Here is a 23,656-nt window from a genome sequence, read left to right on the forward strand (position 1 = left end):
AAAAAAGGGGGGGTGTCTGTTGTAGTTGTGGCGTCGCTTGTTCGATTTCGTGCGGGCCGGTGGTGGGGGTGAAGAAGCCACCACCGCGCGGGGCGCCGCCGTGGTGCCGGGCAGTCCGGCGTCATCCGCGCGGCGTGGCTTCTTCATCCCCGGACCGGCGGTCAGGTTCTGATCGACGGCCCGCCCCCTTCGGGCCCGGCCGGTGCGGCAGCCGTGTGACGTCATGGCGTCATGGCCCCGTGGCGTCACGGCGGGCCGTACGCTCCCGGCCCATGGACATCTACGCGATGACGAACCAGAAGGGCGGCGTCGGCAAAACGGCGACGACGATCAACCTGGGGGCCGCGCTCGCTGAGTTCGGCCGGCGCACGCTGCTGGTCGACTGGGACCCCCAGGGGCACCTGACGGAGGCGCTGGGCATCCCCGAGTCGCCGGACGGCCGCACGATGAAGGGCCTGGTCCTCGGCGAGTGGAAGGGCGACCCGCACGAGCTGGTCGCGCCGTACCGAGGGATGATGCACGTGCTGCCCACCAACATGGACATGTTCCTGCTCGACAAGGGGTTGTACGCCTCGCAGGCCCGGGAGATGCGCCTCGCCCGGCTCCTGGAGGCGTTCGAGGACGACTACGACGCGTGCCTCATCGACGCCCCGCCCTCGCTCGGCATCGGCACCGAGTGCGCCCTGATGGCCGCGCGCCGGCGGCCGGGTAAGCGGGCCGGGCTGATCGTGCCCGTGGAAGCGGAGGACTCCAGCATCCGGGCCCTTCGCCTGCTGCTGCGCCAGCTCGCCATCCTGTGCGACACGATGCGCGAGCAGGTCGACATCGTGGGCCTGGTCCCGTCCCGCTTCGACATGCGCGACGGCGAGATCGTCACCTCCATGCTCGATGCGTTCCGCGGCCTCGGTGAGCCCCCGGTCATCGCGGAGATCAGGAAGCGGACGGACATCAGGAAGGCGTGGCGGGAGAAGAAGCCGGTCCTCGAGTACGCGCCCAAGAGCGAGGCGTCCGAGTGGTTCCGGGACCTGGCAAAGGTGGTGCTGGCCGCGTGACCGCCGCCCGAGTCTCCCCGCCGGACATGAGTGGCCTCAGCGGCGACTGGGAGCGACTGAGGAAGCTACGGGAGGCGTCCGACCAGGACCAGGGCCCGGACCGTGACGCCACGACGTCACGGGACCATGACGTCACCGACGAGCGCCAGGACCAGGAGCACGACGACGTCCAGGAGGACGGGCACGTCGACCCGGAGCCGCAGCCGCGGGCCCGCCGGCGGACAGGTGGCCGCCGACCCGCACCCCGCGCGGCCGACGCGGTCGCGCTCACTGTGCGCTTCGAGCCGGAGGAGTCCGACGAGGTGGACGACTTCCTCCGGGACCTTCGCCGGGAAGCCGGGCGCCGCCGCCTCGACAAGGCGGAGACGGTGCGCGAGCTGCTGCGCCTGGCCCGCGAGCACGAGCCCACGCGAAAGGCCCTGATCCGGCGGCTCCGCTGAGCTGAGCTGCCGAATCAGGGCCTTGGTGGCGTCATGGCCTCACGACGTCATGACGCCACGAGGGCGGCAGGGGAGACGGACGGCGATCCATCCGGGGAGCGTGGCCACCGGCACGTCCCGCTCGACGGCGTACCGGCCGCCGCCGACGATGGAGCCGGGCCCGACGAGGTAGCCGCCGCTGCGCAGGCCCGGCCCGCGCACGTCGATCCCGGGCCCGAGCGCGGTCCGGCCACCGGAGACGCTGCCGGTGGTGCAGCCGTCCGGCGCCGCGAAGTACAGGTGCCGGCCGCCGCTCGGCGTCGCCACGGTCAGCGTCTCGGGCCACGGCTCACCGAGGCGGGCGGCCAGCTCGGCGAGCACGGCCTGGCCGTCGGCGCCGTGGACGTCCAGGTCCAGGGCGACGACGCCGGAGGCCCGGCAGGAGACGCCGACGTTGCGGCCGTCGGCGAGCAGCTCGGGCAGCGCCGCCTCGTCGCGGGTCGCCAGCCGCTGCCAGCCTCGGGCGGGCACCCGACCCCCGGCGGGCAGCGGGAAGACGGCCAGGCCGCGCCGGACGACGGTCCGCGCGCCGGGCACCGCGCTCACGCGGCCTCTTCCTCGTCGTCCTCGTAGCAGACGCACTCGCCGTACGGGTCGCCGCCGCCGCCGGCCCCGCACTCCGGGCAGCCGTACGGGTCGTCGTCCTCGTCGTAGTCGCCGGTCGCGGCCCGCATCTCCTCGTGCCGCCAGCCGGTGCACTGGTACTCACACCCGCAGCCCTTCTCGCACTCGGGGCAGACCATCCCCATCAGCCAGCCGCACCGGTCGCACAGGACCTGATTGCGCGGGTCGGCCTGCTCCTGGCGGAGGTAGTCGACCGCCTCGCGGTACGTGTTGATGTCGATGTACTCCGCGAGGTACCGCTCCAGGGTCTCCCGCTCGTCGGCGTCGGGGTGGTCCAGGAGCGCGATGGCGCAGGCGTGCTTGATGCCCAGCTCGTCCTTGAGGGCGGCCAGGGCCTTCTTGCGCGCGTGGTTCTTCGGCATCTCAAGCTCTCGTTTCCGCGGCTGCGGTGATCCCAGACTCACCGGCCGCCAAGAGCGAGGCCAGCAAGGGTGATGCGAGGTGGTGGGCGGCTCGGCGCGGAGCACCTTCGGTGTTGCTCGTCCGGTCTGGGCCAGACGAACCGGGCCGCGAGCCGGGCCCACGGTCTCAGTGACCGCAGGCCCGACTGTAGCGAACGGCACCGACACTCAGGGCGTGATCCGCGCGGCCGTCACACGGTCGGAGTGGATGCGGTGGGCCTTGCGGCCGGCGGGCGACTGCATCAGCGCGGTCGCGGAGTGCTCGATCATCGCCACGTGGACGCTGACCGGCGCGGTGGCCCGCACGAGGTAGCCCTGCCCCCGGCGGATCTGCTGGCCGTTCTGCAGGGCCTCGCGCACCGCGTCGTCGGCGACGTCGGCCAGGTGCTCGGCGACCAGGCCGGGCACGTCGACCACCACGACCGGATCGGGGTCGGCGGCCTGCTCCTGGTCCTCGTCGGTGACGTCATGGTCCCGTGACGTCGTGGCGTCACCATCGAGCAGGAGCGCCAGGTCGTCGGGCACCTCGCGGGCCCCCGCGTCGTCCAGGACGCGGCGGATCGTCTTCGGTGACGTGCCGTACTGCCGGGCGAGGGCCTTCACGGCGACGCCCTCGCGGTACGCGGTGACGACGTCGGCCGCCTGGTCCTCGCTGAGCGCGGACGGCCGCCCGAGGGTCTTCCCGGCCGCCGCCGCCGCGGCGACGCCTTCGACGGTGTTCTCCGAGATCAGCTCGCGCTGGAACTGGAGCACCGAGGCGAGCACGTTGACCACCATCGTGGTCCCGGAGTCCTCGGCCGCGAGGTCGATCCCGGAGAGCAGGCCGCTCTGCACCCGCAGGTGCAGGCCCCGCCGGGCGAGGACCGGGCGCAGGGCCAGGACGTCGGCCACGGACCGGAAGAGGCGGGCGGCGTCGGCGATCCGGATGGTGTCGCCGACGGCGGCCTCGTCCAGGAGCTGCTTGAAGCCCTTGCGGTGGATGGACAGGATGCGGCTGGACGTCGCCGGGTCCTCGTACATCGGGGCGCCGGCGTCGATGAGGGACTTGAGCGCGAGGCGCTGGCGGGCGTTGGTCTGCTTGTCGGTCGAGTGCCGCAGGTAGAGCCGGTCAGTCACGGCGGCCGTCCTTGTCGAGCGGGGTCACGGTGCCGCCGACCAGGCGCTCGGAGGCGTCCATCGCGTGGGCCTTGCAGGCGAGGAAGGAGCCTCCGGCCGCGTCGGTGACCTTGTGGGTCAGCGGCTCGCCGCACGGGACTCCCAGCCGGTCGTAGTTCCACGTCCGGCCGCACGTCTTGCACCGGGCCCGGCCGCCGCTGGAGACCAGGGTGTTGCCGTGCTCGGGGCAGACGCCCCACGGCACCGCGCACACCGAGCCGTCGCGCACGGCGCGGACCCGGGCGAGTTCGCCGGCGGTCTCCTCCAGGGCCTGGCTCACGTCGGTGAGCCGTCCGGCGGCGTCGTCCAGGCGGAAGGCGGTGTGCCGGGTCTCCTCGCTGCCGCGCAGCCGCCGCTCGATGTCGCGGATGCGCTCCTGGAGGGCGGTGGCGTCGGCGATCAGCGCGCGGACGTCGGCCGGGGTCGGCTCGCGGTCGGCGGCGGCGGGCTCCTCGTCGCGGGCACCGGCCTCCCACCGGTCGAACCCGTGCTCGCGGACGTGGGTCCAGACCTGCTTGGTGCCGATGATGCCGTCCGCCCATGTGAGGGCCGCCTCGATGTCGGCGTTGTCGTCGTGCGGGTGGAAGGTCTCGTGGCACTCCACGATGTGCTCGCCGGTCGCGCGGTCTCCGGTCAGCTCCCAGCCGAACACGTCGACGTCGATCGGGCCCGGTACGAGCTTGAAGCGCGGGAAGGACATGGTTCCCCCTCGGTTCGGCCGGGCCGTGGACGGCTCCGGCGGGTCGATGACCACCCTAGGGGGCGAAATGGGGGGGCGCAAGTACGGAACGGATTCCAATGGATCGCAGACCCTTCTAGGGCCGGTTTTCACCCGTTTGGGCGATTCGGCGGATTGGATCGGCTACCGGGGGCGAAGACGACCGTTTCCGCCCCCCGCCCGCAATGGATCACCCGGGCGGGCCCCCCTTGACCGCCTGTCGGTCAAGGGGGCGGTCAAGGGGTCGCCGCCGTGGAATCGGAGGCGGGCGCTCGTACGATGACCGCCGTGACGACTCGCCGCGCTCTCGGAGCTGGCCCCGAAGTTCCCGCCCAGGGCATCCGTGCAGCGGAGGCTGACCTCCTCGCCGCCCTGCCCGGGGTCCGGCTGCCCGACCTGGACGAGTTGCGGGCCCGTGGCGTCCTCGGCGCCCGCCCGGCGAGTGCAGCGGCCGAAGATCCAAAACCGGCCCCGCAGGATGCAGCCTCCGGCGCGTTCTCCGACGCCCGCGTGTGATTGGACGTCCCGGAGTATCAACGGTGCCCACAGGGGCACACAGCGGTTTCCGCAGGTCGGGGGCCTGATCGTCGGTAACCCGTGTGGCGGATGCCCGATCTGCCCGACTCCGCAGGTGACGTCATGGCGTCATGGCCCCGTGGCGTCACCCGGGACAGCCGTCTCCCACGGGGGACCGATGATCACACCGGGTACCCCGGGTACCCGCCCGCCGCCGGCCACCAGCTCCACCCGCCCGGAGGGCGCCCGCGGCTCCGATCCGACCCTTCACCCTCACCTCTACTTCCGGCAGAACCGGCGTTCGCGTGATGGACCCGCCCGGCGACTGAACTGGGAGAACGGGCCAGACCCGAACAGGTTTCCTCCACCAGCACGTGATGGACCGCGTGATGGCGTGCGAGGTCGCCGCGCGGGCGGGTGGCTTCTTCCTCCCACGACGTCGGCGAGCCCGAGACGCAAGCGCGTGAGCCTGGTATCTCGCGCGCGTTGGGGCGGTCCCAGAAGTCCCGCGAAGCCCGCGACGGTAGCCGCGCGGGTCTCTACGGTCCGCGCCCATGACTCACACGAACACGACTCAGCCCGCCCGCCGCAAGCCTCGCCGCCAGAAGGGCCGCCCCTCGCTCCTGACCCCTGCCGTGATGGACCTGCTCACCCGCGCGACCGCCGTGGGCCTTCCGATGAAGCAGGCCGCCGACGCCGCCGGGGTCGGCCGCTCCACCTTTCTGCGCTGGATGCGCCTCGGCGAGGACGCCATCGAGGAGAAGCATGGCGGGCACCTGGACGTCGACTCTCCCGACCCGTGCGCGGCCCTGTACGCCCGCGTGACCCGGGCCCGCGCGGCGGCGGCTGCCCGAGCCACCGGCCAGATCGAGGAGGCCGCCCGCGGGGCCGTTGTCTCCGAGACGTTCCGGACGTGGACTGACCCCATCACCGGGGAGACCCGGAGCGAGCGACGCGTCCGCCGGCGGCCGGGTGACTGGCGGGCGTCGGCGTGGCTGCTCGTGCGACTGGACCCCGAGCCCAAGTCGCTCGACGAGCTGCTCGACGAGGAAGACGCGCGGATTCGAGAGGAGCGCGGGGAGAACCGGATGGAGCGGGCGCTCACGCCTCACCTCCAGGACCTCGCGCAGCGCCTGCAGAAGACCCTCGCGAAGTACGAGGAGGAGGACGGCACGCCGCCCCGGCCGCGCCCGTGATGCGCAGCGGCCACATCGGGAACGGGTCCGCGGGTTCAACCTTCGCGTGACCCGGTTCAACCCGGAGCGGGTGCAGCCGCGTCGGACGTCGGCACGGGTTCGACTTCCTCAGACCCCTCGTAGGGAAGTAGTCGGCGCGCTGCACCCCCTCGACACCGCAGGTGAACGAGGGGCAAGCCCGAACCTGGAGGCAAGTTGTAGGGCAACCCCGGAAGCAACTTGTAGGGCAAGTTGGGAGGCAACTTGTAGAGCAACCTGGGGGCAACCCGCCCTGACTGCGTCACGGCCAGAACGCCCACAGCTCATGCATTCGAATGACCCCGGCTTTCGTCCGTGACGATTTCCCCCGCGCCGAACTCCCCGCCCGACACCTCTTGCAACTCTGCTCACCGCCCCGCCCGAACTCCCTCACACCTTCCGGCAGAACTCCCTCCGAACCCCCTGCACCAACTCCCCAGTCCTCCCGATCCCCGTCCCGACCTGTACCTCCGGAGACTCCGAGACCACCCCCTCCTAGGGACGACGCGAGGGGGTGGTCTCGGAGATGGAGGAGCGCCCGTGCAGGTCGGGACGGGGATCGGGAGGACCCCCAGTCACACGCTGGTGTACGGGTCGGTTTACACCCGCGCGGAAACTCCGGCAGCCCTCGGCCGGAAACCCGAAGACGGTCTTCGCCGATAACTTGCTCGGCCCCGGCCGGGCTCGCGGGAAGCTCCCCTTCCCGCCCAACTTGCTCGCCTACAGCGTCCGCTCGACGCCCCGCCCAAGGGTCCGCCGGCCTTTCCGCTCGGCGACGTCCTGGTGCTCGCCGTCGTCCAGGAGTGCGGCGGGCTCGACCCGCTCGACAGGCAACAGCCGCGGGGAGAAGTCCGTCGGCTCGGTGCTCCTGGTGGTGCTCGGGCCGGTGCCGAGTCGTCGTCGCGTGGTGCTCACCGGGGGAGCTTCCCACGCGCGCGTGATGGGTGCCGCGACCGGTCGCGAGGTCGCATCCTGGGTCGCGCCCTGAGTTCCATCCTGGGTCGCGCCCCGGGTCACATCCTGAGTCGCGTCCTGGGTCGCATCGGGGTTCGTCGGCGCGGGCCTTGGAGACGTACTCCGACCTGGGAGACAAGGGGGGTGCCGCCGGTCGGTCGGCACGCTGACTACTTACCGGGGGCGTTGTCTGGCGCGGCGGACCGGTCAGCGCAGCATTCGCACGGGCCCCGGCTACGGTCGCCAAAGGGCGGTGTCCTCCGGCGCGAACGGCCTTGACCCCGACGATGCCTGACCGCGCCGGGGGATGCCGACCGCAGCGGGGGTCTGGGGGCCGGCGAAGGCCACCAGCGGCCACCGGCCTCAGTACGCGGGCGTGCCCGGACGGCGCCGCCGCATGTTCACGACGGTCGCCTCATCGACCCGCCGCACCGCCTCGCTCACGCGCTCCAGCACCGCGTCCAGTTGCTCCTGGGTGACGTCGCCGCCGGAGTTCAGCACGCGGGCGATCTGGTTGAGGTTCGTGCCGATCCGGGTGAGCGCGGTACGGGCGTCGACCAGCTCGCGCAGCTCCTCGCGGTAGTTGGTCGGGATCGGCGTCAGCCTGCCCACCGCGACCGCCACGGCGACGTCGGCCGCGTAGCTCGTCGGGGTCTTCCGAGCGAGCGTCGCGGCGGCCTCGATGGCGGCCTTCTCGTCGTCACCGAGGCGGAGGTTCATGCGGTGCGGGCGGGGCTCGTCGTTGCGGCGGGTGCGCCGCCGCTGCTCCGGAAACACCCTCGGCTTACGCACGCCGACCCCCTCCGCAGTTCCCCCGGTCCGTCCCCGGACCGCCGATGATCGTCCACCGGTCATCGGGCCTACGGTAACCGTAGGCACTAACTTGCTGCGCCTGTCTGCGGTCGCCTGAGCGCCCCCCGCTGCGTCCCCCGGCCGGTGACCCGGGCGCCCCCGGTCCGTGGCCGCGAGAACGCGATACACCTCTGGCACTTTGCTCGCCTACGGTTTCGTCCGTGACGATTCCTGAGCAGCAGCCCGGCCCCGACAACGACGACCAGGAGCACGACGGCGACGTCCTCGCGGTGCGCGAGACGGTGTCCGTGAGCGAGCGGTTGAAGACGACGACGTGCGCCTGGTGCGGCGAGCGGATCGTGTACGCGGGCGTCGGTCGGCCGCCGAAATACTGCCGGGACTCGCACCGCAAGCGGGCCTCGGAGGTGCGCACGGCCGCGCGACGGGCGGCCCGGCCGGTCGACCAGGGCGGGCAGACGACCGACCCGGTACGCGAAGTCGTGGAGCGGACCGAGACGGTCACGCGCACGACCGTGCGGCGCGGCCCGGCGAAGGTGCGGCTGCCGGAGGACATCTGGGAGTGGCAGGCCGCGCTCGTGCAGCTGCAGAACGCCGTGCGCGAGGGACGGTTCACGAGCTTCCTCGACCTCCTCGTCAGGGACCTGGAGGCGACGGCCGCCGTGGCGCGCGAGCACCAGAACGACTTGGAGAAGCTGCTCGCCGGGGAGCTGCCGGCGCCGCGTCCGCCGCGCCCGCAGGGCAGCAAGAAGAAGCGCCGCAAGCGTCGGTGACCCCCGGGATATCGTCCCGGACGAAAACCGGCGGCCACGAGATGCAAGAGGTGTGCCCGTTTCGGCCTGTCGCCTGGGTCAGTTCGCAATGTCTGAGGTGTGACCGTCTCGGCGGTCACGAGCGGAGCTCGGCGGCTGTCCACGGTCGTGCTCTCCGAGCGCGGCGGTGGACAGCCGTACGCGCGTGCACGTGTGCACGGGCACGTGTGCACGCGTTGGGTGGGCCGTCGGCGTCGTGATGCATAGGTGTGGGCGATCCCGTCGAACGGGACGCGGTGCAAAAGTGCCAGAGGTGCGTGGCGCTTCCCGTCGTCCGAGCCGGGGGCCGCATGACACCTCTTGCAACTCCGCGTGCGGCACGTCTTATGGGGCGGCGGGTAGCGCGGCCGGTGGACGTCGCCGTGCTCCTGGTGCTCGTCGTCGGTGTACGTCATCTCGGTGACGTACCGGCGGCCGTGGAGACGTACGCGGCGACTGCGGCCGGGCTCGCGGGTGGCTGCATGACATCTCTTGCAGCTCGGCACGGGCGGGTTCCGTCCGGGACGGTATCCGCCGGGCCGGTGGCCGCCGACGATGCCGTGCGGTACGTGGCGGGTGGGCGCCGCCGGGCCGAAGGCCCGTAACAGGCGTGGGCGAAGCCCTCCTTCTTCCGCCCCTCCCCCGGAAACGCAAAAGGCCCCCGACCTGCCTCCGTGAGGAGACGGGCCGGGGGCCTCTTGGGTGGTGCGCGTCGGGTTACGCGGCCTCGATCCGCCACTCCCACGGTTCGCCGGCGTCGGCGGCCAGTGTGGCGGCGTCGGCCAGGGCGCGGGCGACGGCCGACTCCTTCGCCCGCACGAAGCGGTGCCGCGCGAGCTTGTGCAGCAGCGCGGCGATCTCGGTGGCCTGGGAGGGCGTCATGGTGCCGCCCTCGCCGGGGTTCGTCAGCAGCAGCACGACCGGGCCGCGCTCGTCGCGCGACAGGCAGCCCTCGGCGTACCCGGCCAGGCTCGTCAGCGACTTCAGCGGGTGCCGGTCCTCGCCGAAGAAGTCCGCGCCGTGGCTCGTCACGACGTGCGCCTCGGCCTCGTGGATGGCGTGCTTTCGGGTCATCGCGGCGGCTCCACGGTCACGGTCGTCGGGGTCGTGTACGCGGGCGCCGGCGGGCTGGCGGTGCTGCCGTCGGCGCTGGCCGTGCCGATGAGGTACGCGGCGAACAGAGCGAGCGCGGTGAGCCCCCAGCGGCGGGCCCGCGCCCGCAGCGTCGGCCCGGAGGCCGGGGTCGCGGGGGCGAGGGTGACGGTCCACTGGGTGGGCTCGGTCGGTAACGACATCTCGGTCTCCCGGTTCGGCGGTGGTCAGATCAGGGCGGACAGGAGCGCGGCGGCCAGGGCCACGAGCGAGGCGGCGGTGATGTCGCCCGCGAGGCGCAGGCCCCGGTACTTGCGCTTGGCGATCCGGGAGAGGTGGACGACGTGGGTCGCGCGGTCGGCCGGCGCCTGGAGGTCGGCGAGCAGCTCGTCGGCGGTGCACAGCGACCAGTAGAGGAACGAGCCGCGGGCCGCGCCCCCGAGGCGGGGCCGCACGACCAGGAGGACGACGAGCATGGCGGCGACCAGGCCGACGGTGCCGACGCCGACGAGGACGGCGGACGTCCCCGGCAGGGCCTTGCCGGGGACGGCGGCCACCAGCGCGGCCAGGGGCAGCGAGAACGACGTGAGGAGCACGCCCGACTTGGCGTCGGTCCGGCTGATCTCGGCGAGCACGGTCCCGGTGGCGGCGTCCAGCCGGGCGTCGATGTCCAGTTCCTTGGGCACGAGCGGAGTCCCTTCCGAAGGTCAGCGAACGTCGTTGCGGTTCTTGGCGAACAGGCCCTTGGTCGTGCTGGAGACGTTCGTCGTCTCCTGGCGGACCGTGCCGTTGTAGTGGTGGTGGTGCTCGGTGTGGGCGTCGGCCTTGGCGCGGCCGGCGGAGCGGATGAGCGAGCCGACGGCGAGGACCAGGGCGACGGGCCCGGCCGCGCCGACCGCGAGGGTGACCGGGTCGACCTGCCCGAGCGTGTAGAGCACGAGCGAGGTGGCGCCGCCGACGGACAGGGAGGCGACGCTGCCCGCGAGCATCAGGCCGCTGAGGTCGGTGGCGCGCTGGGACATCGGCGGCCGTCCCTCCTGGGCGACCGGCGCAGCGGTGCCCGGCGCGTTGGGCTCGGTGCTGCGGTAGGACGTCGGGGTCGGGGCGGGCTCCGGCTCGGCCAGGCTCGCGATGATGCGGCGGGCCTCGGCGGCGGCCTCCGACTCGCTGAGCTGGACTCCGGGGGTGCGGTCGATGTGCTCCACTGGGTGCTCCTTCTTCGTCGCGATGGGGAAGGGGCCGGGGCCCGGAGGCGTCATCTCCAGGGCCCCGGTGCGGTGCTGGGGTGGTTCAGCGGGCGATCTCGTACAGGCCGCGTGCGGCGCGGACGACGTCGCCGGAGTCGGCGAGGACTCCGAGGGCGTTGCGGACGGAGCCGACCCGGACCTCCGGGCCGCCGTCGGCGTTGACGAGCAGGGTGATCTCGTCGGGGCTCAGCGGGTCGTCGCTGTCGGCCAGGACGATGCGGATGCGGTCCGCCAGGAGCGCGGCTCCGCGACCGCCCTTGGTGGCCTGGGTCTTGGCGGCCTGCTTCTGCTGGTCCTCGCGGACGGCCTCGCACAGCGCGGCCATCGCCTCGGTGCCGCGTGCGGCGTACGCCTCGCCCGCGGCCTCCAGCGACGCCTCTTCCAGCCGGGCCGGGTCGCCCGGCCCGTACAGGGCGAGGATCTCCGGGTCCAGGCCCGGCATCGGGAGGATGGAGCCGATGCGGAAGTGCCGCATCATGCTCGCCGGGTTCGGCCCGGACAGCAGGTAGGCGGTCCCCTGGGTGTCGCAGGCGTCATCGTCGTCGTCGGCGCCCTCCGCGAACTGCGAGCGCAGGACGCGGGGCTTGAGGCTCTTGGGGATCGGCATGAGCTGGGTGCCGGCGGGCAGCAGCCCGTCCGCGACGAGCTGGCGCATCATGCTGGACGACCAGCGCAGCAACGTGACCTCGCCCTCCTTGAGCATGGCGCGGAGGGTGTCCGAGCCGCCCAGCTCCTCCAGGTGGCTGGCCTGGGCGTCCAGTTCCTCGCCGATGCCGACGGACCGGCCGGTGCGTCCCAGCTCCTTGACGAGGTAGGTGGCCTCCTCGCGGTACGGGGCGCCCTTCTCCAGGAGGCGGTTGGCCTCGTCGATCCGCACGCTCAGCAGCGGGTCGGGGTCACCGAGGACGAACGCGTTGCGGCCCATCGCCGCGTAGCGCGGCTGGCGGGACTGCTGGGCGACGGCGACCGCCGCCCGGAGCATCAGGATCACTTCCTCCTGGCTCGTGGCCAGCCAGTCGACCTGACCCCGGGCCTCCGGGGCGCTCTGGCCGCCCTTGAGGTCGCCGTACCAGGAGACGATCCCGTTCCTCTTCTCGCACGCCAGGATGTACTGCACCGTGCGGGACTTGCCCGCGCCGGTCGTGCCGAACGTCAGGGCGCGGACCGCCGACCCGGTGCGGGGGTCGAACAGCTTGCGCCGGGCCGGGCGGCCGTTGTGGTAGCGGCCGACGACGATCCGGCCGTAGGAGTCCATGAGCATGTCCGCCTCGCTCGGGGGCGGCATGACCGCGAGCGGGTTGGACGGGTAGATCGTGACCAGCGCGGTGCGGGAGCCGTCGGTCTCGACGGCGATCCGGCCGGGGTCGGTGATCTCGAAGGCGGACGCGAGGGCCGCCAGGTCGTACTTGATGACCTGGCCCGGCGGGACCTCGACCCGGAGCTCCACGATCTGGCCGTCGGGGATGCCGGGGACAACGGGGGCGATGCTCATGCGTCGATCTCCTTGGTCATGTCGACGGCCGCCGTCATGCGGCCGAAGTTGATTTCGGTGATGACGCCGCCGGGCATGGCCAGCGGCGCGATGCGCGTGGCCCACACCGTGCGGGCGTCCAGGGCCTCGTCGGCGGTGCCGACGGTGAGCAGGCGGACCGAGGCCCCGCGGCCGGGCACGGGGCCGACCGCGATCAGGTCCTCGGGCACGTCCATGAGGGCGGACAGGCGGCGCACCGAGATGTCGGGCACCGGCTCGCCGGGGATGACGGAGCGGATGACCGCCCGCATCGCGCTCTCGCCGGTCCGCTCGACGTCCTCGAGGAGCGTGCCGGGAGCGGCGCCGCCCTCGACGGCCGCGCGCTCGGCCCACCACTGGGCCGCCGGGTGGTCGTAGGCGGGCTGTTCCGCCACGGCGACGTCGGCGGTCTTCTCGATGGGCGGGAGCGGCGGCACGAGCATGTGGCGGGCCGCCCGGCCGGGGCGCAGCCACCAGGTGCCCGCGGACCACAGGGCGACCGCCAGGGCCTCGCCCCAGTGGACGCCGGGCACGATCCGCTCGGCGACCAGCACGGCCATCAGGGAGACGCCCGGTGCCGCGTACAGCACGGACGCCGTGCGGGCCTGGTGGGTGGGCTCCGTGCGGGTGTGGACCGACATGCCGTCGTGGTGCTCGGTGACGACCTTGGTCTCCTTGAACTTCGTCGCCTTGCGGGTGGGCAGGAATACGAGCCCGGCGCCGGTGGCGACGACGGTGGCGACCAGCGACTCGCCGGTGACCTCCGGGGTGAAGAGGCCAGCGGTCGCCATCGCGGCGCCGGCGGCCGTGGCGACCCGGCCGGTGTGGGAGCGGGCGGTGTCCAGGCGGCGGCGGCCGGTGTCGAGCTGGCCGCGCAGCCGCTCAAGTCGCTCAGGGGAAAGCATGTGGTGCGCTCCGTCTCTCCCCGGCCTGTCCGGGGTGGGGACGACGAAGCGGCGGCCACATCGGCGGGCCGCCGCTTCGTCAGGGGGTGGGTGGGATCAGCGGTTGCTGTAGAACTCGCTCTCGGCCGGTTCGACCGGCATGGCGTGGAACGCCTCGGCGACCGGGCCGTAGTCGGCCTGGTGCTCGGCGGCGGCCTGGTCGAACAGCGCGCTCAGGTCCTCCGTCGCGGCGGCCATCGCCTCGGCCTCCTCCAGCACCGACCGCATGACGCTCGCGGCCTCGTGGTGCTCGGCGACCGTGTCCCGGTCGACCTTGAGCCCGGCCATCTGGTCGGCCAGGCGGTCCACCGACTTCGAGCAGCCCTCGACGTAGCGGTACGTCGAGCGGACCTGCTCGCTCAGCCCCCGCAGCCGGGCCCCGGCGATGGTGAGCTGGGCGATGACGACGCCGTAGCGGACGCCCTCGGCGACCACCGCGCCCGCGACGGCCGCCGCCTTCCCGGTCGCGGCCGCGACGGTGCCGGCCGCGGCTCCTGCCTTCTCCAGTGCGCTCATCGGCTACTCCATGTTGTATTCGCGGTCGGCCGGGCGGGTGTGGCCCATGTCCCGGGTGACGTCCGCCGGTCGGCGGTGGATGGCCTCCGCGTTGCTCCCGGCCGTGGCGATGGCCTCCGAGGCGCGGGGCAGGGCGGCGGCGATGGCGTCGGCCCTCGCCTTGACCACCTCGGTCTTCTCGATCAGCCGAAGGACCATGCCCTCCAGGACGCCGGGGACCTTGAGGTCCACGACCTTGGCGTGCAGGGCTTCCAACTTGGTCACCAGGCGCTCGCAGCCGTCGGCGGCGGCCAGGGCCTCGTCCACCCCGGCCGTGATCTCCTCGGCAGCGTCGGCGTCCGCGTCGATGACGTCGTAGATGGTCAGTTCCGCGTCCCTGTACTGCGTGTCGGGCCTCTTCACTGGCGCGCTCACGAACCGGGCTCCTCTCTGCGGTGGTACGACCGGAGCGGCGGGGGGCGGCTCCGGCGGGGTCGAGCTGGCGGCCGGTGCCGAAGCGGTGGCCGCCGGGAGGGCGGGGTGCCCTCGGGTGATGGCTCCGGCCGGTTCCGGGTCCGGCGGGGGCGGGTCGTCCCGCTCCAGCCAGAACTCGAACTCCGGGCCGGTGTAGGCGGGCGGCGGGCGCATCCCGTCCATGCCCGGCATCCCGAACGTCGGGGGCGGCTCGGCGGTGGTGTCCCAGTCCGGCGGGTTGGTCTCGCCCGCCGGCGCCTCGGTGCCCGCAGCCGTCTCGTCCTTCCCGGCCGGGCCGGTGCCGGTGGCCTCTTCGCCCTCCGGCGGGTTGACCGTGCCGCCCTTGTCCTTCCAGCCGCCCTTGCCGTCGTCCGGCTTGTGCGTGCCGACCACCGGCGCGTCGGGGTCGAACAGCGGCTTCGGCTCGGCGGGCTCCGCCTTCTCCTTCGGCTCCTTCGTGAGGTCGACCTTCTCGCCGTCGCCGTCCGGCTTCTCCTCGGCCTTCGGCTCCTTCGCCTCGTCGGCCTTCGGCTCCTTGTCGACCTTCTCCGTCTTGGCCTCGGGCTTGTCCTCCGGCTTCGACTTCTCGTCAGGCCCCTTGCCGTCCTTCGCCTTCGGGTCCTTGCCGTCCTTCGCGGCCTTGTCCTTCGCCGGGTCGGCGTCCTTCGCCTTCTCCCTGGCCTTGTCCTTCTCGGCCTTCCGGGCGTCCTTGTCGGCCCGCCGCTGCTTCTCCCGAGCGGCGTCCCGGTCCTTCGTCCGGTCGGCCAGGTCGGCGTTCTGCTTCGCCGCCCTCCGCTGGTTGCGGGCCTTGGCGTTCTCCTTGGCGACCGGCCCGTCGGGGCTGCGCTTCCAGCCGCCGCCCTGGCCCTTGCTGTCGCGTCCGGCCGCGCCCTTCCCGCCCCCGGACCCGCCAAAGGACCCCAAGCCGCTGCCCGAGCCCTTCTGTGCGCCGCTGGGGCTCTTGGAGCCGCCGCCCTGCCCCTTGGGGCCAACACCGCCTGAACGGCTGCCAGAAGCGGCGTCAGGGCCCTTCTTGGGGCTGTTGGAGGACCCGTTGGAACGGAGAGAGGCGGGGGCCTTGGAACCGCCCCCGCCTCCACCGGACTTGCCGCCGCCGTTCCCGGAGCCTCCTCCGGTGCCGCCGCCGCGCCCGCCCCCGCCGGCCTTCTGGCTCCGGCCGTACTCCGGGCTGGGCTGGACCCGGCGCCCGGCCGCCTGGTCCGCCGCCTTGTCGGCGGCGGTGCGGGCCTGGTCGGCGACCGCCTTGCGGTGCTCGGCACGGGCGCGGGCGCCCTGGGCGAGCTGCCACATGCCCTGGGCGCACGCGACGCCGACGGCCGCGATGACCGCCATGCCCATCACCGCCGCGTCCCTGGTCCGGGGGTTGTCCGGGTCGGCCGGGGGCGGGGGCACGAACGCGCCCTCCTCGCCCTCGTCGCCCGGTTCCGGTTCGGGGACGCCCGCGACGGTCATGTGCAGCGGCGGGGCCATGTCGGAGACGTCCGGCAGCGCGGGCCAGGAGCCGACCGGGATCATCGGCACCGTGTCGTCGTCTGCGGTGCCGGCGGGCTCCGGCGGGGCGCCTCCCGCCGCGTCGAAGGACGGCGGGAGGGCGACGTGGGGGAACGGCAGCAGGTCGCCGGTCCGGTCGTCGGTGGTCACGAACACTCCCTTCACGGGGTTGACAGAGGGTCACGTAATCGGCGACCCTCGCGCGTCGCGCGTACGCGCGTCGCGCCTTGGGCCCCCCGGAGACCCGGGGGGCGGGCGGTGATGATGAAGATGTGCACTACGCGGCGTTACGCCGCTGCCGGTTCGCGTCCTGCCGCTCCATCTCGGCGGCCCACTGCGCGAGCTGCTTGGCCAGCTCGTGCATCGCGCCCGGCTGGCCGTTGCGCTGGGCCCGCTTGGCGGCGGCCTTGGCCCGCTCGAAGCAGATCCGGGCGAGGTCGGCGTCGTCCTTGGCCGCCTGCATCCGCGGGTTCCAGAACTCCGCGAGGTTCCGCAGCCTCCGCAGAACCTCCGGGCTCATTCCGTTTCCGCTCACGCCGACCGCTCCCGGTTCACCAGCTCCAGGAAGTCGCGCGGGCCGCCGGCCCCAGCCGTGGGCGGCTCGACCGGCTTGGGCGGCACGGCCGCCGACCCGGCGCTGACCTGCGGCGCCTGCTTCGCCTGCTTCTTCTCCAGCGCGGCGGCCTGGCGCGCGGCGGGGATCTCGTGGCGGCCCTTGCGGTAGCGGGCCTCCAGGTCGAACGTCAGCTTGGCCGCCTCCTCCAGGTGCTCCTGGATCTCGCGGAACGGGCCGACGACCCACCGGTGCCGCCACCACGCCTCGAACGACGAGTAGCCGTCGGGCCGGTTGGCCTTCCACATCGCCTCGGCCTCCTGCCGCACGTCGGCGACGAACTGGGCCTGCGACTTGAGGACGCCGCGGAGCTGGGTGGAGAACGCCTCCACCATCTCCGGCTTGGTCAGCATGTCCCCGGACCACTCCGGTCCGGACGAAGTCCTGCTCATGGGGGATGGTCTCCTCTACCGTTGTGGTCGTGACCAGGGCGGTTCCTTCGTCCTGGTCGTGTTGTGACTGCTTCCGGCAGTCGCGACGAAGGCCAGCCCGGTTCCTTCGGGCTGGCCTTCATCGGTGGTGCCGGCGTGCTGCTCACGCCTCGCGGGACGGGACGTCCGGGTCGTACTCGGGGTAGCCGCCCTTGATGAGCGCGACCGCCTCGGTCCGGTGCTCGGACGCGGTGCCCGGAGACTTCACGCCGATGGCGTCGGCGATCTCCTGGTTGGTGACTTCGCGGTCGCCCGCCGCCAGGAGCATCCGAGCGACGATGCGGACCCGGCGCTGTCGCTGGGTCAGCTCCGCGAAGTCCTCGGCTTCGACCGCGCGGCGCAGAATCTGGGCCGTCGCCTCGCGGGCTTCGGCCGCTCGCTGCTGGGCTTCGGCGGCTTTGGCTTCGGCTTCGGCCGCTCGGTGAATCGCGTCGAGCGCCTTCGCCTTCTCCGTCTCCGTCGTCGCCAGCGCGGTCATCTTCGCCGCGTCGGCTTCGGCCGCTCGCGCCTCGGCTTCGGCGGCTTTGGCTTCGGCTTCGGCCGCTCGCTGCTTGGCTTCGGCCGCTTCGCGGGACTCCATCGCCTCGCTCAGCGAGGACGCCGCCCGCGCCTGTGCCTCGGCCCGCGCTTCGGCCTCCGCGACCGCGCCCCGGGCCTGGGCCCCGGCGACGCCCTCAGTGGCCGTCAGGTCCGCCTTCAGCGCCGCCATCTCCTTGCGGTGCGCCAGACGCTCCTTCTCCGCCTGGTGCTCCGCGCGCTCCCGGTCCAGCTCCAACTGGCGGGCACGCTTCTCCGACTCCTGCTTGCGGCGCAGCTCCTCACGGGCCATCCGGTCCGGCAGGGCCAGCGCCTCATCGACCGTGAGGCCGAACGGCCGGAGCTTCTTCGGCAGCCGGGCCAGGGCCTCCTCGCTGCCCTCGGCGAGCTTGTCGGCGGCCAGCTCCGCCTTGTACTCGTTCCAGGCGTTGAAGATGGCCCGCTCGCGCTGGCGGGACATGGCCACGGAGTAGCCGACGTCCCACAGCTTCATCTCCCGGAAGATGCGCCAGGTCTGGCCCGTGGCCAGCACCCAGCGGTGTCCGGGGATGACGTCGTGGTCGGCGGGGAGCGCGGCCTGGTGGACCAGGATGCGGCGGCCCGCCTCGACGCCGATGACGAACAGGACCGGCATCAGGCCGTGGCTGGCGGCCTTGTCCCAGTTCTCCGTGATCGCGCCGTGAGCTGCGGCGTTGAAGTAGATGCTGGCCGCCGTCATGCCGTGCGCCAGGAACCGCAGCAGCGGCCACGAGGTGCGGATGCAGGCCATGAACAGGTCCAGCACCAGGCACGTCACGATGGCGACGTCCACGCCGACCGCGAAGTACGGCGCGTCCGCCACGGAGAACCCGAAGACCGTGTGCCCGGCCTGGGACAGGTTGCCGAAGGACAGGTAGAAGCCGATCGCGCCCATCACGGTGCCGCCGACGATGGCGGCGAGACCGAGCCCGATCTTGACCTTCCTGGACACCTCCGGGGTGCCGGTCGACGGCCCCGCCTCGGAAGTGGGCGAAGCGTCGGCCGGAGTAGGCGAAGGTGCGGGGCGAGTCGCCGAAGGCGTCGCCCGGGTGCCCGAACGGGGCGGGGGTTCGAGAGGCGCCGGCACCTTGGCAGGCGGCTCGATCGTCGTCGTCATCTTTCTCCATCCGAAGGGTGGGGGACTGCGGGCCCGGAGTAGCCGAAGCTGCTCCGGGCCGTGGTGGCCAATGATCAGGTGCAGCTCGGACACGTCTGCGACGGCGGTCCGGTGAACCAGTTGCCGCACTGGTTGCACTGCCAGTCGCCCGAAGCGATGCGGGCCAGGAAGCGGGCCGCCCGCCGGACCGCGCTCATGCGACGGCCGCCAGCTCGGCGCAGACCCTCGCCAGCGCCTCCGCCTCGGTCGCGCACTCACGGCGGACCCGAGCGGAGCGGTAGTGCGCGTACACCCGGCGGCGGGCGAACACCGCCAGGAGCCCGGAGGCGTTCCTGATCTCGTTGCCGCGCAGCAGGTACTGCCAGACCATCAGCCACACGTCCTGGGCGAGGTCGTCGGCGTACGCGGCCCGGTCCTCCGGGCGCAGCGTGCGGGCGACGATCGCGAGCACCCTCGTGTGCTGGTTCGCGTAGATGGCGGTGAGGTCGGCCGCGAGGGCCCGGTCCTCGGTACGGTTCATGACGGGTCGCACCTCCGATGTGCGATCTGGGCCATGGCCCGACCGGTCCCCGCCTCTCACCGCGGGGGCCGGTCGAATGAAGAAGCCACGGCGCGGCGCTTCCGCCGCAGTGCCCCGGACCGGACTCGAACCGGTCGTCGTACTCCTACGGGGCCCGCGATCTTTGCCCTTGTCTCACCGCGCGTACGGACCGCTGTCCGCCCCGGAAGGGACGGCATTGGGCAAGGTGCTTGCTGCATTCCGCGCGGCAGGGCCATACGGCTTGTCGCTGTTGCCTGCTCTTGTCTTGCTGACGGCCGCTCTCCCCAAGTGCAGGTTGCGGTGCGTCCTCTATGGAGGTCTCAAGGCACAGCCGATTCCTTCAGGGCCGCCACCACGCGCTGCCCCTCCAGTCGGTGCTCCTGCAAGGTAGACCGGTGGTCCACCAGTAGTCAACCGGTTGACCCGCAGCCGTGTCCGCCGTAAGGTCGGAGCACCATCGACCAAGGAGTGGAAAAATGAGCGGATACGCGGAAATCGCAGCTCACTACAGGGAGGTGATCCGAAACGGAGACCTCAAGCCGGGTGACCCGATGCCCTCGTACTCCGCCGCCGTGGAGGAACATCAGGTCAACCGGACTACCGTGGTTCGCGCTTACGACGTCCTCAAGGCGGAGGGCTTGATCGTGAGCCAGCCCGGCAAGGGGACCGTGGTCGCGTCCTCGCCCCTGGTCGTCACCGGAGCGGACCGGGTCGACCGGATGAGCCGGAACGGACGCCGCTACGCCCCGGGTGAGTCGTCGACGGCACACCGCGTGATGCGCCGGTCCGTCTATGACCCCGAGGTGTGCCAGGCCCTCGACCTTGAGCCGGGCGACGAGGTCGTGATCCGAATCAGGACCTTCCGCCAGGACGACCGCGCCACCACGGTCGGCGTCTCGATCTACCCGCCCCGCACCCTGGCGGAAGTCCCTGAGCTGGCCGAAGAGGGACGCATGACGCACTACTTCGGCGACCTCTACACCGAGCGCACCGGCCGTGAAGTGGTCAAGGGTCAGCGGACGGCAGAGGCTCGGCAGGCGTCGCAGAACGAGCTCGACGCTCTGGAGATCGACGCTCCTCCCCACGTGTCCGTCGCCGTGCTCGTCACCAAGGTGACGTTCCACGACGAGGACGGGCCCCTGGGGCACTGGGAGGACGTCTACGCTCCCGGCACCCGCATGCCCCTCCCGGAGTGAGGAACCATGACGCGTGACTTCACCGCAGGTGAGCATCTCCGGCAGGCCCTAGAGCTGGTGGCGCTCGGCGTGCCCGTGCTGCCGCTCCGTGAGGGAAAGGGCCCGTTCGGGAACTGCCGTGACTGCGCCGGGAAATCGCCCCGGTGCGGTGGCAGGCCGAACATGAAGGTGGCCGGCACCTGCGAGTGCCCTCGGCCGTGCCACGGCTGGGCTGCCGCGTCGGCCTCCGTCGACGTCGTCACGTCGGCGGCCTGGGCGGCGGCCTGGCAGAAGGCGGGGGCAGTGGCCTACCACCCGGGCGGTGCCGGGGTGACCGTGGTCGACCTCGACAACTCCGACGCGGTCGCCTGGGCGCGCGAGGCCCTGCCCGCGACCCGGACCGTGAAGACGACGCGGGGCGAGCACTGGATCTACCTCGGCACGATGCAGTCCTCGAACGGCGTGCGGCCCGGAGTCGACATCAAGTCGCTCATGGCGTACGCGCGCTGGCTCGGACGCGGTGAGGGGCAGATGATCCGGCTGCCCGAGACGGTGACCTCGCTCCCGCGCTATGTGGTGCCGGCGGGGGCCGTGGCCTCTTCCCCCGTGCCTCGGACGGCGTGGACGCGGGCTGTCGCCTCCGGATGCCGCCACACGGAGCGGTACGTGCGGACCGGCCTCGACAAGGGTGTCGCCATGGTCACCGGCCACCGTGAGCAGGGAGCCGCGAGCCAGGCGTTCGGCGTCGCGCGCTTCCTCGGCTCCCTGCATCAGGGGTGCCCTGGTCCCTGCGGTCTGGAGGCGCTCGGCGGGGAGATCGTCGCGGCGGCGGTGAGCGTCGGCGTGCCCGAGCCGTACGCCGCCCGAGCCGTCGACCGCGGTTTCGCTGAAGCGGGCATCGCGGTGCCCTCGACGCAAATGGCCTGAGCTGCCTAAACAGTCGCAGCTAGGGTCAACCCACATCAGAAAAGCGAGCGGCCCGGTAGCAGAGAGGTGGTTGCACACCTTCGCTCCGGGCCGACTGGAAGTCTTCGAGCTGAGCCGTGATCCGTCTCCACTCCGCTTCCTAGCGCAGTCACCACTGTACGACACGGTGACCAGGCGGAGGAGAGGAAACCGGCTCAGCTCCCGAGAACGGAGCACAGGTGAACCAGCCGTCCCCCGAGGACAAAACTCCCGCCCGCGAGATCATCGCGGAGTACGCAAGAGATCACTTCCACTACTTCCGCACCTCCAGCGGCGCGGCGTACGCGCAGCGAATCGGCAGCCCCATCGCCCGGCCTCTGCGGAGCCAGGGCACGACCGGGAGCCACCGCCAAGAGCTGATGCTCGACATGTACAACGAGGGCATGGGCATCTTCAGCGGCACCTCCATGAAGGAGGCCCTGGACTTCATCGAGGCCCTGACCCTGAGCCGGGACGTGCGCGAGGTCCACATCCGCGTCGGCGCCTGCAAGAAGACCCCCGGGGTCACGTGGCTCGACCTCGGCCGCGACGATGGCCTGTCCGTCCGGATCTCCACAGACGGCTGGGAGGTTCGGAAGCCCGTACCTGACGAGATCATCTGGCGGCGCACTCAGCTCACCGGGGAGCTGCCGATCCCGGAGGCCGGGCAGGACATGAAGGGCATCGACAAGCTCTGGAACCTCTGCAACTTCGTGGACGCTGGCTCCTCGACCCTCGCGCTGGTCTGGCTCCTGGCTTGCCTGGACCCCGACGTGCCGGTGCCGGCCGCATTCCTGACGGGGCCGATGGGCGCGGGCAAGTCGACAGCAGGCCGGATGCTCACCAGGGTGATCGAGGGGATGAGCTCCGACCTCCGAACCCCTCCCCGCGGTGAGGAGCAGTTGACGGTCGTCGCCTCTGCAGGCTGGGTGATGCCCCTGGACAACCTCTCCCATCTCAGTGCCGAGATGTCCGACGCCTACGCCCGCGTCGTGACCGGCAGCGAAGACCTGAAGCGGCAGCTGCACACCGACGGCGACGTGGTCCGGCTTGCCGTCCGACGGCCTGTCCTTCTCACCGGGATCGACGTCGGCGTCATCCGGTCCGACCTCGGGGAGCGGCTGTTGCTGCTCAAGCTGGACCGGCCGAAGAACCGTCGGAGCGAACGGGATCTGTGGTCGGAGTACGCGGAGGCACTGCCGTCCATCCTGGGCAGCCTCCTGGACGTCGCCGTGGCCGTACGGAAGCAGGAGGCCGAAGTCCCCGCCGACCTCCGCATGGCCGACTTCGGGCAGCTCTGCCTCCAGCTCGACAAGGCGTACAGCCTCGGCGCCATGCTCGCGTACCGGGCGAGCATCGACGACATCACGGACGACGTCATCGAGGGCGACAACCTCGCACAGCTCGTGCTGCGGTACGCGGCTTCGGAGGCGATGGAGCAGGCCGGGGGCGAGATGAAGATGTCCTCCACGGAGTGGCTGGCCGTGCTGAACCGCTTCGCCTTCGGTGACTTCCAGACCCCGCCCAAGGGGTGGCCCACCACCGGCAAGGTCCTCTCCGACCGGCTCAAGCGTCTCCAGCCGACTCTGGCCGCCCGTGGGGTCAAGATCGAGTCTGGGCGACGTTCGCGCCACGAGGACCCGAACCGGTCCCGCTACATCGAGATCAGCCGCATGGGCGGCGCCTCCATCCCGGAACAGTCCCGGTCGGAGGCTGAGCAGACGGAGTTCCCCGCCACAGCAAGCTGACGGCCCCCGCGATCCCTGCGGCCCCCGTTCGACTCTCGGACGGGGGCCGTCGCATGTCTGCGTCCCCCTGACCGGACCCCCAGGTGTCCTAAGCCCAAAATTCTGCGTCCCCCCTTGGGACAGCGTCCCCCCAGGCTTCTGACCTGCGGAAACGGGGGGACGCGGGGGGGGGACGCTGCCGTGAGGGGGGACGCAGCCAGCTCACCTGGGCAAACCACCGCCCGCACCTCCCTGGCCTGCGGTTTCTCGCCCTGCTGCGAGGGGGGACGCAGCCGATCCCGGGGGGGGGACGCAGCCGCCACCAGGGGGGACGCAGCGGGCCGTCAGGGGGGACGAAGGGGGACGCAGGGGGGACGCACCAAGATTCTCTGCGTCCCCCCTCATTTACGCAGGTCACACCGGATCTTGGTAGGTGGGGGGACGAAGGGGGACGCAGCATTTTCTACTTAAGAGAAAAAAGGGGGGGTGTCTGTTGTAGTTGTGGCGTCGCTTGTTCGATTTCGTGCGGGCCGGTGGTGGGGGTGAAGAAGCCACCACCGCGCG

At 72.2% G+C, this 23,656-nt stretch carries 27 protein-coding genes; 8 read left to right on the plus strand and 19 right to left on the minus strand.

The window, feature by feature from the left end; all coding sequences use genetic code 11:
* The first annotated feature begins 272 nt into the window (after positions 1-272).
* Together IE109_RS31720 and IE109_RS31725 are read left to right on the plus strand one after the other, a co-directional pair.
* Positions 273-1,052, plus strand: coding sequence for a ParA family protein (locus tag IE109_RS31720; protein WP_189554821.1), 780 nt, complete (start codon positions 273-275; stop codon positions 1,050-1,052).
* Positions 1,049-1,492: a hypothetical protein gene (locus IE109_RS31725; protein ID WP_189554822.1), complete on the plus strand. Its 444-nt coding sequence runs from the start codon at positions 1,049-1,051 to the stop codon at positions 1,490-1,492. Before IE109_RS31720 ends, IE109_RS31725 begins: the two co-directional genes overlap by 4 nt.
* 39 nt (positions 1,493-1,531) lie before the next feature.
* Here IE109_RS31725 and IE109_RS31730 read toward each other — a convergent pair whose 3' ends face one another.
* The 4 genes from IE109_RS31730 to IE109_RS31745 form a co-directional block, all read right to left on the minus strand.
* On the minus strand, positions 1,532-2,077 hold the full coding sequence (locus IE109_RS31730; protein WP_189554823.1) for a bifunctional DNA primase/polymerase: 546 nt from the start codon (positions 2,075-2,077) through the stop codon (positions 1,532-1,534).
* Positions 2,074-2,517 (minus strand): hypothetical protein, encoded by a 444-nt coding sequence (locus tag IE109_RS31735; RefSeq protein ID WP_189554824.1) that lies wholly within the window; start codon positions 2,515-2,517, stop codon positions 2,074-2,076. The genes IE109_RS31730 and IE109_RS31735 overlap by 4 nt, the downstream gene beginning before the upstream one ends.
* Positions 2,518-2,724: 207 nt before the next feature.
* On the minus strand, positions 2,725-3,672 hold the full coding sequence (locus IE109_RS31740; RefSeq protein WP_229891832.1) for a recombinase family protein: 948 nt from the start codon (positions 3,670-3,672) through the stop codon (positions 2,725-2,727).
* A complete protein-coding gene (locus IE109_RS31745) occupies positions 3,665-4,411 on the minus strand; it encodes a hypothetical protein (protein WP_189554825.1) in 747 nt (248 codons plus the stop codon). Before IE109_RS31745 ends, IE109_RS31740 begins: the two co-directional genes overlap by 8 nt.
* 306 nt (positions 4,412-4,717) lie before the next feature.
* On the opposite strand from IE109_RS31745, the gene IE109_RS31750 reads away from it, so the two are divergent.
* Together IE109_RS31750 and IE109_RS31755 are read left to right on the plus strand one after the other, a co-directional pair.
* Entirely contained in the window at positions 4,718-4,945 is a 228-nt protein-coding gene (locus IE109_RS31750) for a hypothetical protein (protein ID WP_189554826.1), read from the plus strand.
* Between the two features lie 554 nt (positions 4,946-5,499).
* Positions 5,500-6,141: a helix-turn-helix domain-containing protein gene (locus IE109_RS31755; protein WP_189554827.1), complete on the plus strand. Its 642-nt coding sequence runs from the start codon at positions 5,500-5,502 to the stop codon at positions 6,139-6,141.
* Between the two features lie 738 nt (positions 6,142-6,879).
* Here the strand turns inward: IE109_RS31755 and IE109_RS31760 are convergent.
* Positions 6,880-7,074: a hypothetical protein gene (locus tag IE109_RS31760; protein ID WP_189554828.1), complete on the minus strand. Its 195-nt coding sequence runs from the start codon at positions 7,072-7,074 to the stop codon at positions 6,880-6,882.
* Positions 7,075-7,476: 402 nt separating this feature from the next.
* On the minus strand, positions 7,477-7,905 hold the full coding sequence (locus tag IE109_RS31765; RefSeq protein WP_189554829.1) for a MobC family plasmid mobilization relaxosome protein: 429 nt from the start codon (positions 7,903-7,905) through the stop codon (positions 7,477-7,479).
* Positions 7,906-8,126: 221 nt separating this feature from the next.
* On the opposite strand from IE109_RS31765, the gene IE109_RS31770 reads away from it, so the two are divergent.
* Positions 8,127-8,696 carry a hypothetical protein gene (locus IE109_RS31770; protein WP_189554830.1) on the plus strand — a complete coding sequence of 190 codons (570 nt, stop codon included), beginning with the start codon at positions 8,127-8,129 and terminating at the stop codon, positions 8,694-8,696.
* A gap of 735 nt (positions 8,697-9,431) precedes the next feature.
* On the opposite strand, the gene IE109_RS31775 is transcribed toward IE109_RS31770, so the two are convergent.
* The 13 genes from IE109_RS31775 to IE109_RS31830 form a co-directional block, all read right to left on the minus strand.
* The gene (locus IE109_RS31775) at positions 9,432-9,788 is read right to left on the minus strand and encodes a DUF7739 domain-containing protein (protein WP_189554831.1); all 357 of its coding nucleotides are present in this window, start codon (positions 9,786-9,788) and stop codon (positions 9,432-9,434) included.
* Positions 9,785-10,009 carry a hypothetical protein gene (locus IE109_RS31780; protein WP_189554832.1) on the minus strand — a complete coding sequence of 75 codons (225 nt, stop codon included), beginning with the start codon at positions 10,007-10,009 and terminating at the stop codon, positions 9,785-9,787. The genes IE109_RS31775 and IE109_RS31780 overlap by 4 nt, the downstream gene beginning before the upstream one ends.
* A 24-nt stretch (positions 10,010-10,033) precedes the next feature.
* Entirely contained in the window at positions 10,034-10,492 is a 459-nt protein-coding gene (locus IE109_RS31785; RefSeq protein ID WP_189554833.1) for a Pycsar system effector family protein, read from the minus strand.
* Positions 10,493-10,513: 21 nt separating this feature from the next.
* A complete protein-coding gene (locus IE109_RS31790) occupies positions 10,514-11,011 on the minus strand; it encodes a hypothetical protein (RefSeq protein WP_189554834.1) in 498 nt (165 codons plus the stop codon).
* An 85-nt stretch (positions 11,012-11,096) separates the two neighbouring features.
* Positions 11,097-12,545 (minus strand): ATP-binding protein, encoded by a 1,449-nt coding sequence (locus IE109_RS31795; RefSeq protein ID WP_189554835.1) that lies wholly within the window; start codon positions 12,543-12,545, stop codon positions 11,097-11,099.
* Positions 12,542-13,468: a hypothetical protein gene (locus IE109_RS31800; RefSeq protein WP_189554836.1), complete on the minus strand. Its 927-nt coding sequence runs from the start codon at positions 13,466-13,468 to the stop codon at positions 12,542-12,544. Before IE109_RS31800 ends, IE109_RS31795 begins: the two co-directional genes overlap by 4 nt.
* A gap of 96 nt (positions 13,469-13,564) precedes the next feature.
* Complete coding sequence (locus IE109_RS31805) at positions 13,565-14,023, minus strand: hypothetical protein (protein WP_189554837.1); 459 nt, start codon at positions 14,021-14,023, stop codon at positions 13,565-13,567.
* 3 nt (positions 14,024-14,026) lie between these two features.
* Complete coding sequence (locus IE109_RS31810) at positions 14,027-16,138, minus strand: hypothetical protein (RefSeq protein ID WP_189554838.1); 2,112 nt, start codon at positions 16,136-16,138, stop codon at positions 14,027-14,029.
* A gap of 127 nt (positions 16,139-16,265) precedes the next feature.
* On the minus strand, positions 16,266-16,523 hold the full coding sequence (locus IE109_RS31815) for a hypothetical protein (protein ID WP_229891834.1): 258 nt from the start codon (positions 16,521-16,523) through the stop codon (positions 16,266-16,268).
* Positions 16,520-16,993 (minus strand): hypothetical protein, encoded by a 474-nt coding sequence (locus IE109_RS31820; RefSeq protein ID WP_189554840.1) that lies wholly within the window; start codon positions 16,991-16,993, stop codon positions 16,520-16,522. Before IE109_RS31820 ends, IE109_RS31815 begins: the two co-directional genes overlap by 4 nt.
* A 142-nt stretch (positions 16,994-17,135) precedes the next feature.
* Entirely contained in the window at positions 17,136-18,539 is a 1,404-nt protein-coding gene (locus IE109_RS31825) for a DUF2637 domain-containing protein (protein WP_189554841.1), read from the minus strand.
* 239 nt (positions 18,540-18,778) lie between these two features.
* Positions 18,779-18,901 (minus strand): hypothetical protein, encoded by a 123-nt coding sequence (locus IE109_RS33810; protein ID WP_268251497.1) that lies wholly within the window; start codon positions 18,899-18,901, stop codon positions 18,779-18,781.
* The gene (locus tag IE109_RS31830; RefSeq protein ID WP_189554842.1) at positions 18,898-19,224 is read right to left on the minus strand and encodes an RNA polymerase sigma factor; all 327 of its coding nucleotides are present in this window, start codon (positions 19,222-19,224) and stop codon (positions 18,898-18,900) included. Before IE109_RS31830 ends, IE109_RS33810 begins: the two co-directional genes overlap by 4 nt.
* Before the next feature lie 497 nt (positions 19,225-19,721).
* Here IE109_RS31830 and IE109_RS31835 point away from each other — a divergent pair, with 497 nt between their 5' ends.
* The 3 genes from IE109_RS31835 (at position 19,722) to IE109_RS31845 (ending at position 23,113) form a co-directional block, all read left to right on the plus strand.
* Entirely contained in the window at positions 19,722-20,441 is a 720-nt protein-coding gene (locus tag IE109_RS31835; RefSeq protein WP_189554843.1) for a GntR family transcriptional regulator, read from the plus strand.
* 6 nt (positions 20,442-20,447) lie between these two features.
* Positions 20,448-21,347 (plus strand): bifunctional DNA primase/polymerase, encoded by a 900-nt coding sequence (locus IE109_RS31840; RefSeq protein ID WP_189554844.1) that lies wholly within the window; start codon positions 20,448-20,450, stop codon positions 21,345-21,347.
* 218 nt (positions 21,348-21,565) lie between these two features.
* Positions 21,566-23,113, plus strand: a complete 1,548-nt coding sequence (locus IE109_RS31845; protein WP_189554845.1) for an AICE element replication initiation protein — start codon at positions 21,566-21,568, stop codon at positions 23,111-23,113.
* The last annotated feature ends 543 nt before the right edge of the window (positions 23,114-23,656 follow it).

It is taken from the genome of Streptomyces lavendofoliae (assembly GCF_014649735.1).
Taxonomy (GTDB): Bacteria; Actinomycetota; Actinomycetes; order Streptomycetales; family Streptomycetaceae; genus Streptomyces; species Streptomyces lavendofoliae.

Bases quoted from the DNA above. Each gene is read 5' to 3' on its own strand.
- IE109_RS31720 (WP_189554821.1), top strand. From the start codon at position 273: ATGGACATCTACGCGATGACGAACCAGAAGGGCGGCGTCGGCAAAACG.
- IE109_RS31735 (WP_189554824.1), bottom strand. From the start codon at position 2,517: ATGCCGAAGAACCACGCGCGCAAGAAGGCCCTGGCCGCCCTCAAGGAC.
- IE109_RS31745 (WP_189554825.1), bottom strand. From the start codon at position 4,411: ATGTCCTTCCCGCGCTTCAAGCTCGTACCGGGCCCGATCGACGTCGAC.
- IE109_RS31755 (WP_189554827.1), top strand. From the start codon at position 5,500: ATGACTCACACGAACACGACTCAGCCCGCCCGCCGCAAGCCTCGCCGC.
- IE109_RS31775 (WP_189554831.1), bottom strand. From the start codon at position 9,788: ATGACCCGAAAGCACGCCATCCACGAGGCCGAGGCGCACGTCGTGACG.
- IE109_RS31780 (WP_189554832.1), bottom strand. From the start codon at position 10,009: ATGTCGTTACCGACCGAGCCCACCCAGTGGACCGTCACCCTCGCCCCC.
- IE109_RS31795 (WP_189554835.1), bottom strand. From the start codon at position 12,545: ATGAGCATCGCCCCCGTTGTCCCCGGCATCCCCGACGGCCAGATCGTG.
- IE109_RS31800 (WP_189554836.1), bottom strand. From the start codon at position 13,468: ATGCTTTCCCCTGAGCGACTTGAGCGGCTGCGCGGCCAGCTCGACACC.
- IE109_RS31805 (WP_189554837.1), bottom strand. From the start codon at position 14,023: ATGAGCGCACTGGAGAAGGCAGGAGCCGCGGCCGGCACCGTCGCGGCC.
- IE109_RS31820 (WP_189554840.1), bottom strand. From the start codon at position 16,993: ATGAGCAGGACTTCGTCCGGACCGGAGTGGTCCGGGGACATGCTGACC.
- IE109_RS33810 (WP_268251497.1), bottom strand. From the start codon at position 18,901: ATGAGCGCGGTCCGGCGGGCGGCCCGCTTCCTGGCCCGCATCGCTTCG.
- IE109_RS31830 (WP_189554842.1), bottom strand. From the start codon at position 19,224: ATGAACCGTACCGAGGACCGGGCCCTCGCGGCCGACCTCACCGCCATC.
- IE109_RS31835 (WP_189554843.1), top strand. From the start codon at position 19,722: ATGAGCGGATACGCGGAAATCGCAGCTCACTACAGGGAGGTGATCCGA.
- IE109_RS31840 (WP_189554844.1), top strand. From the start codon at position 20,448: ATGACGCGTGACTTCACCGCAGGTGAGCATCTCCGGCAGGCCCTAGAG.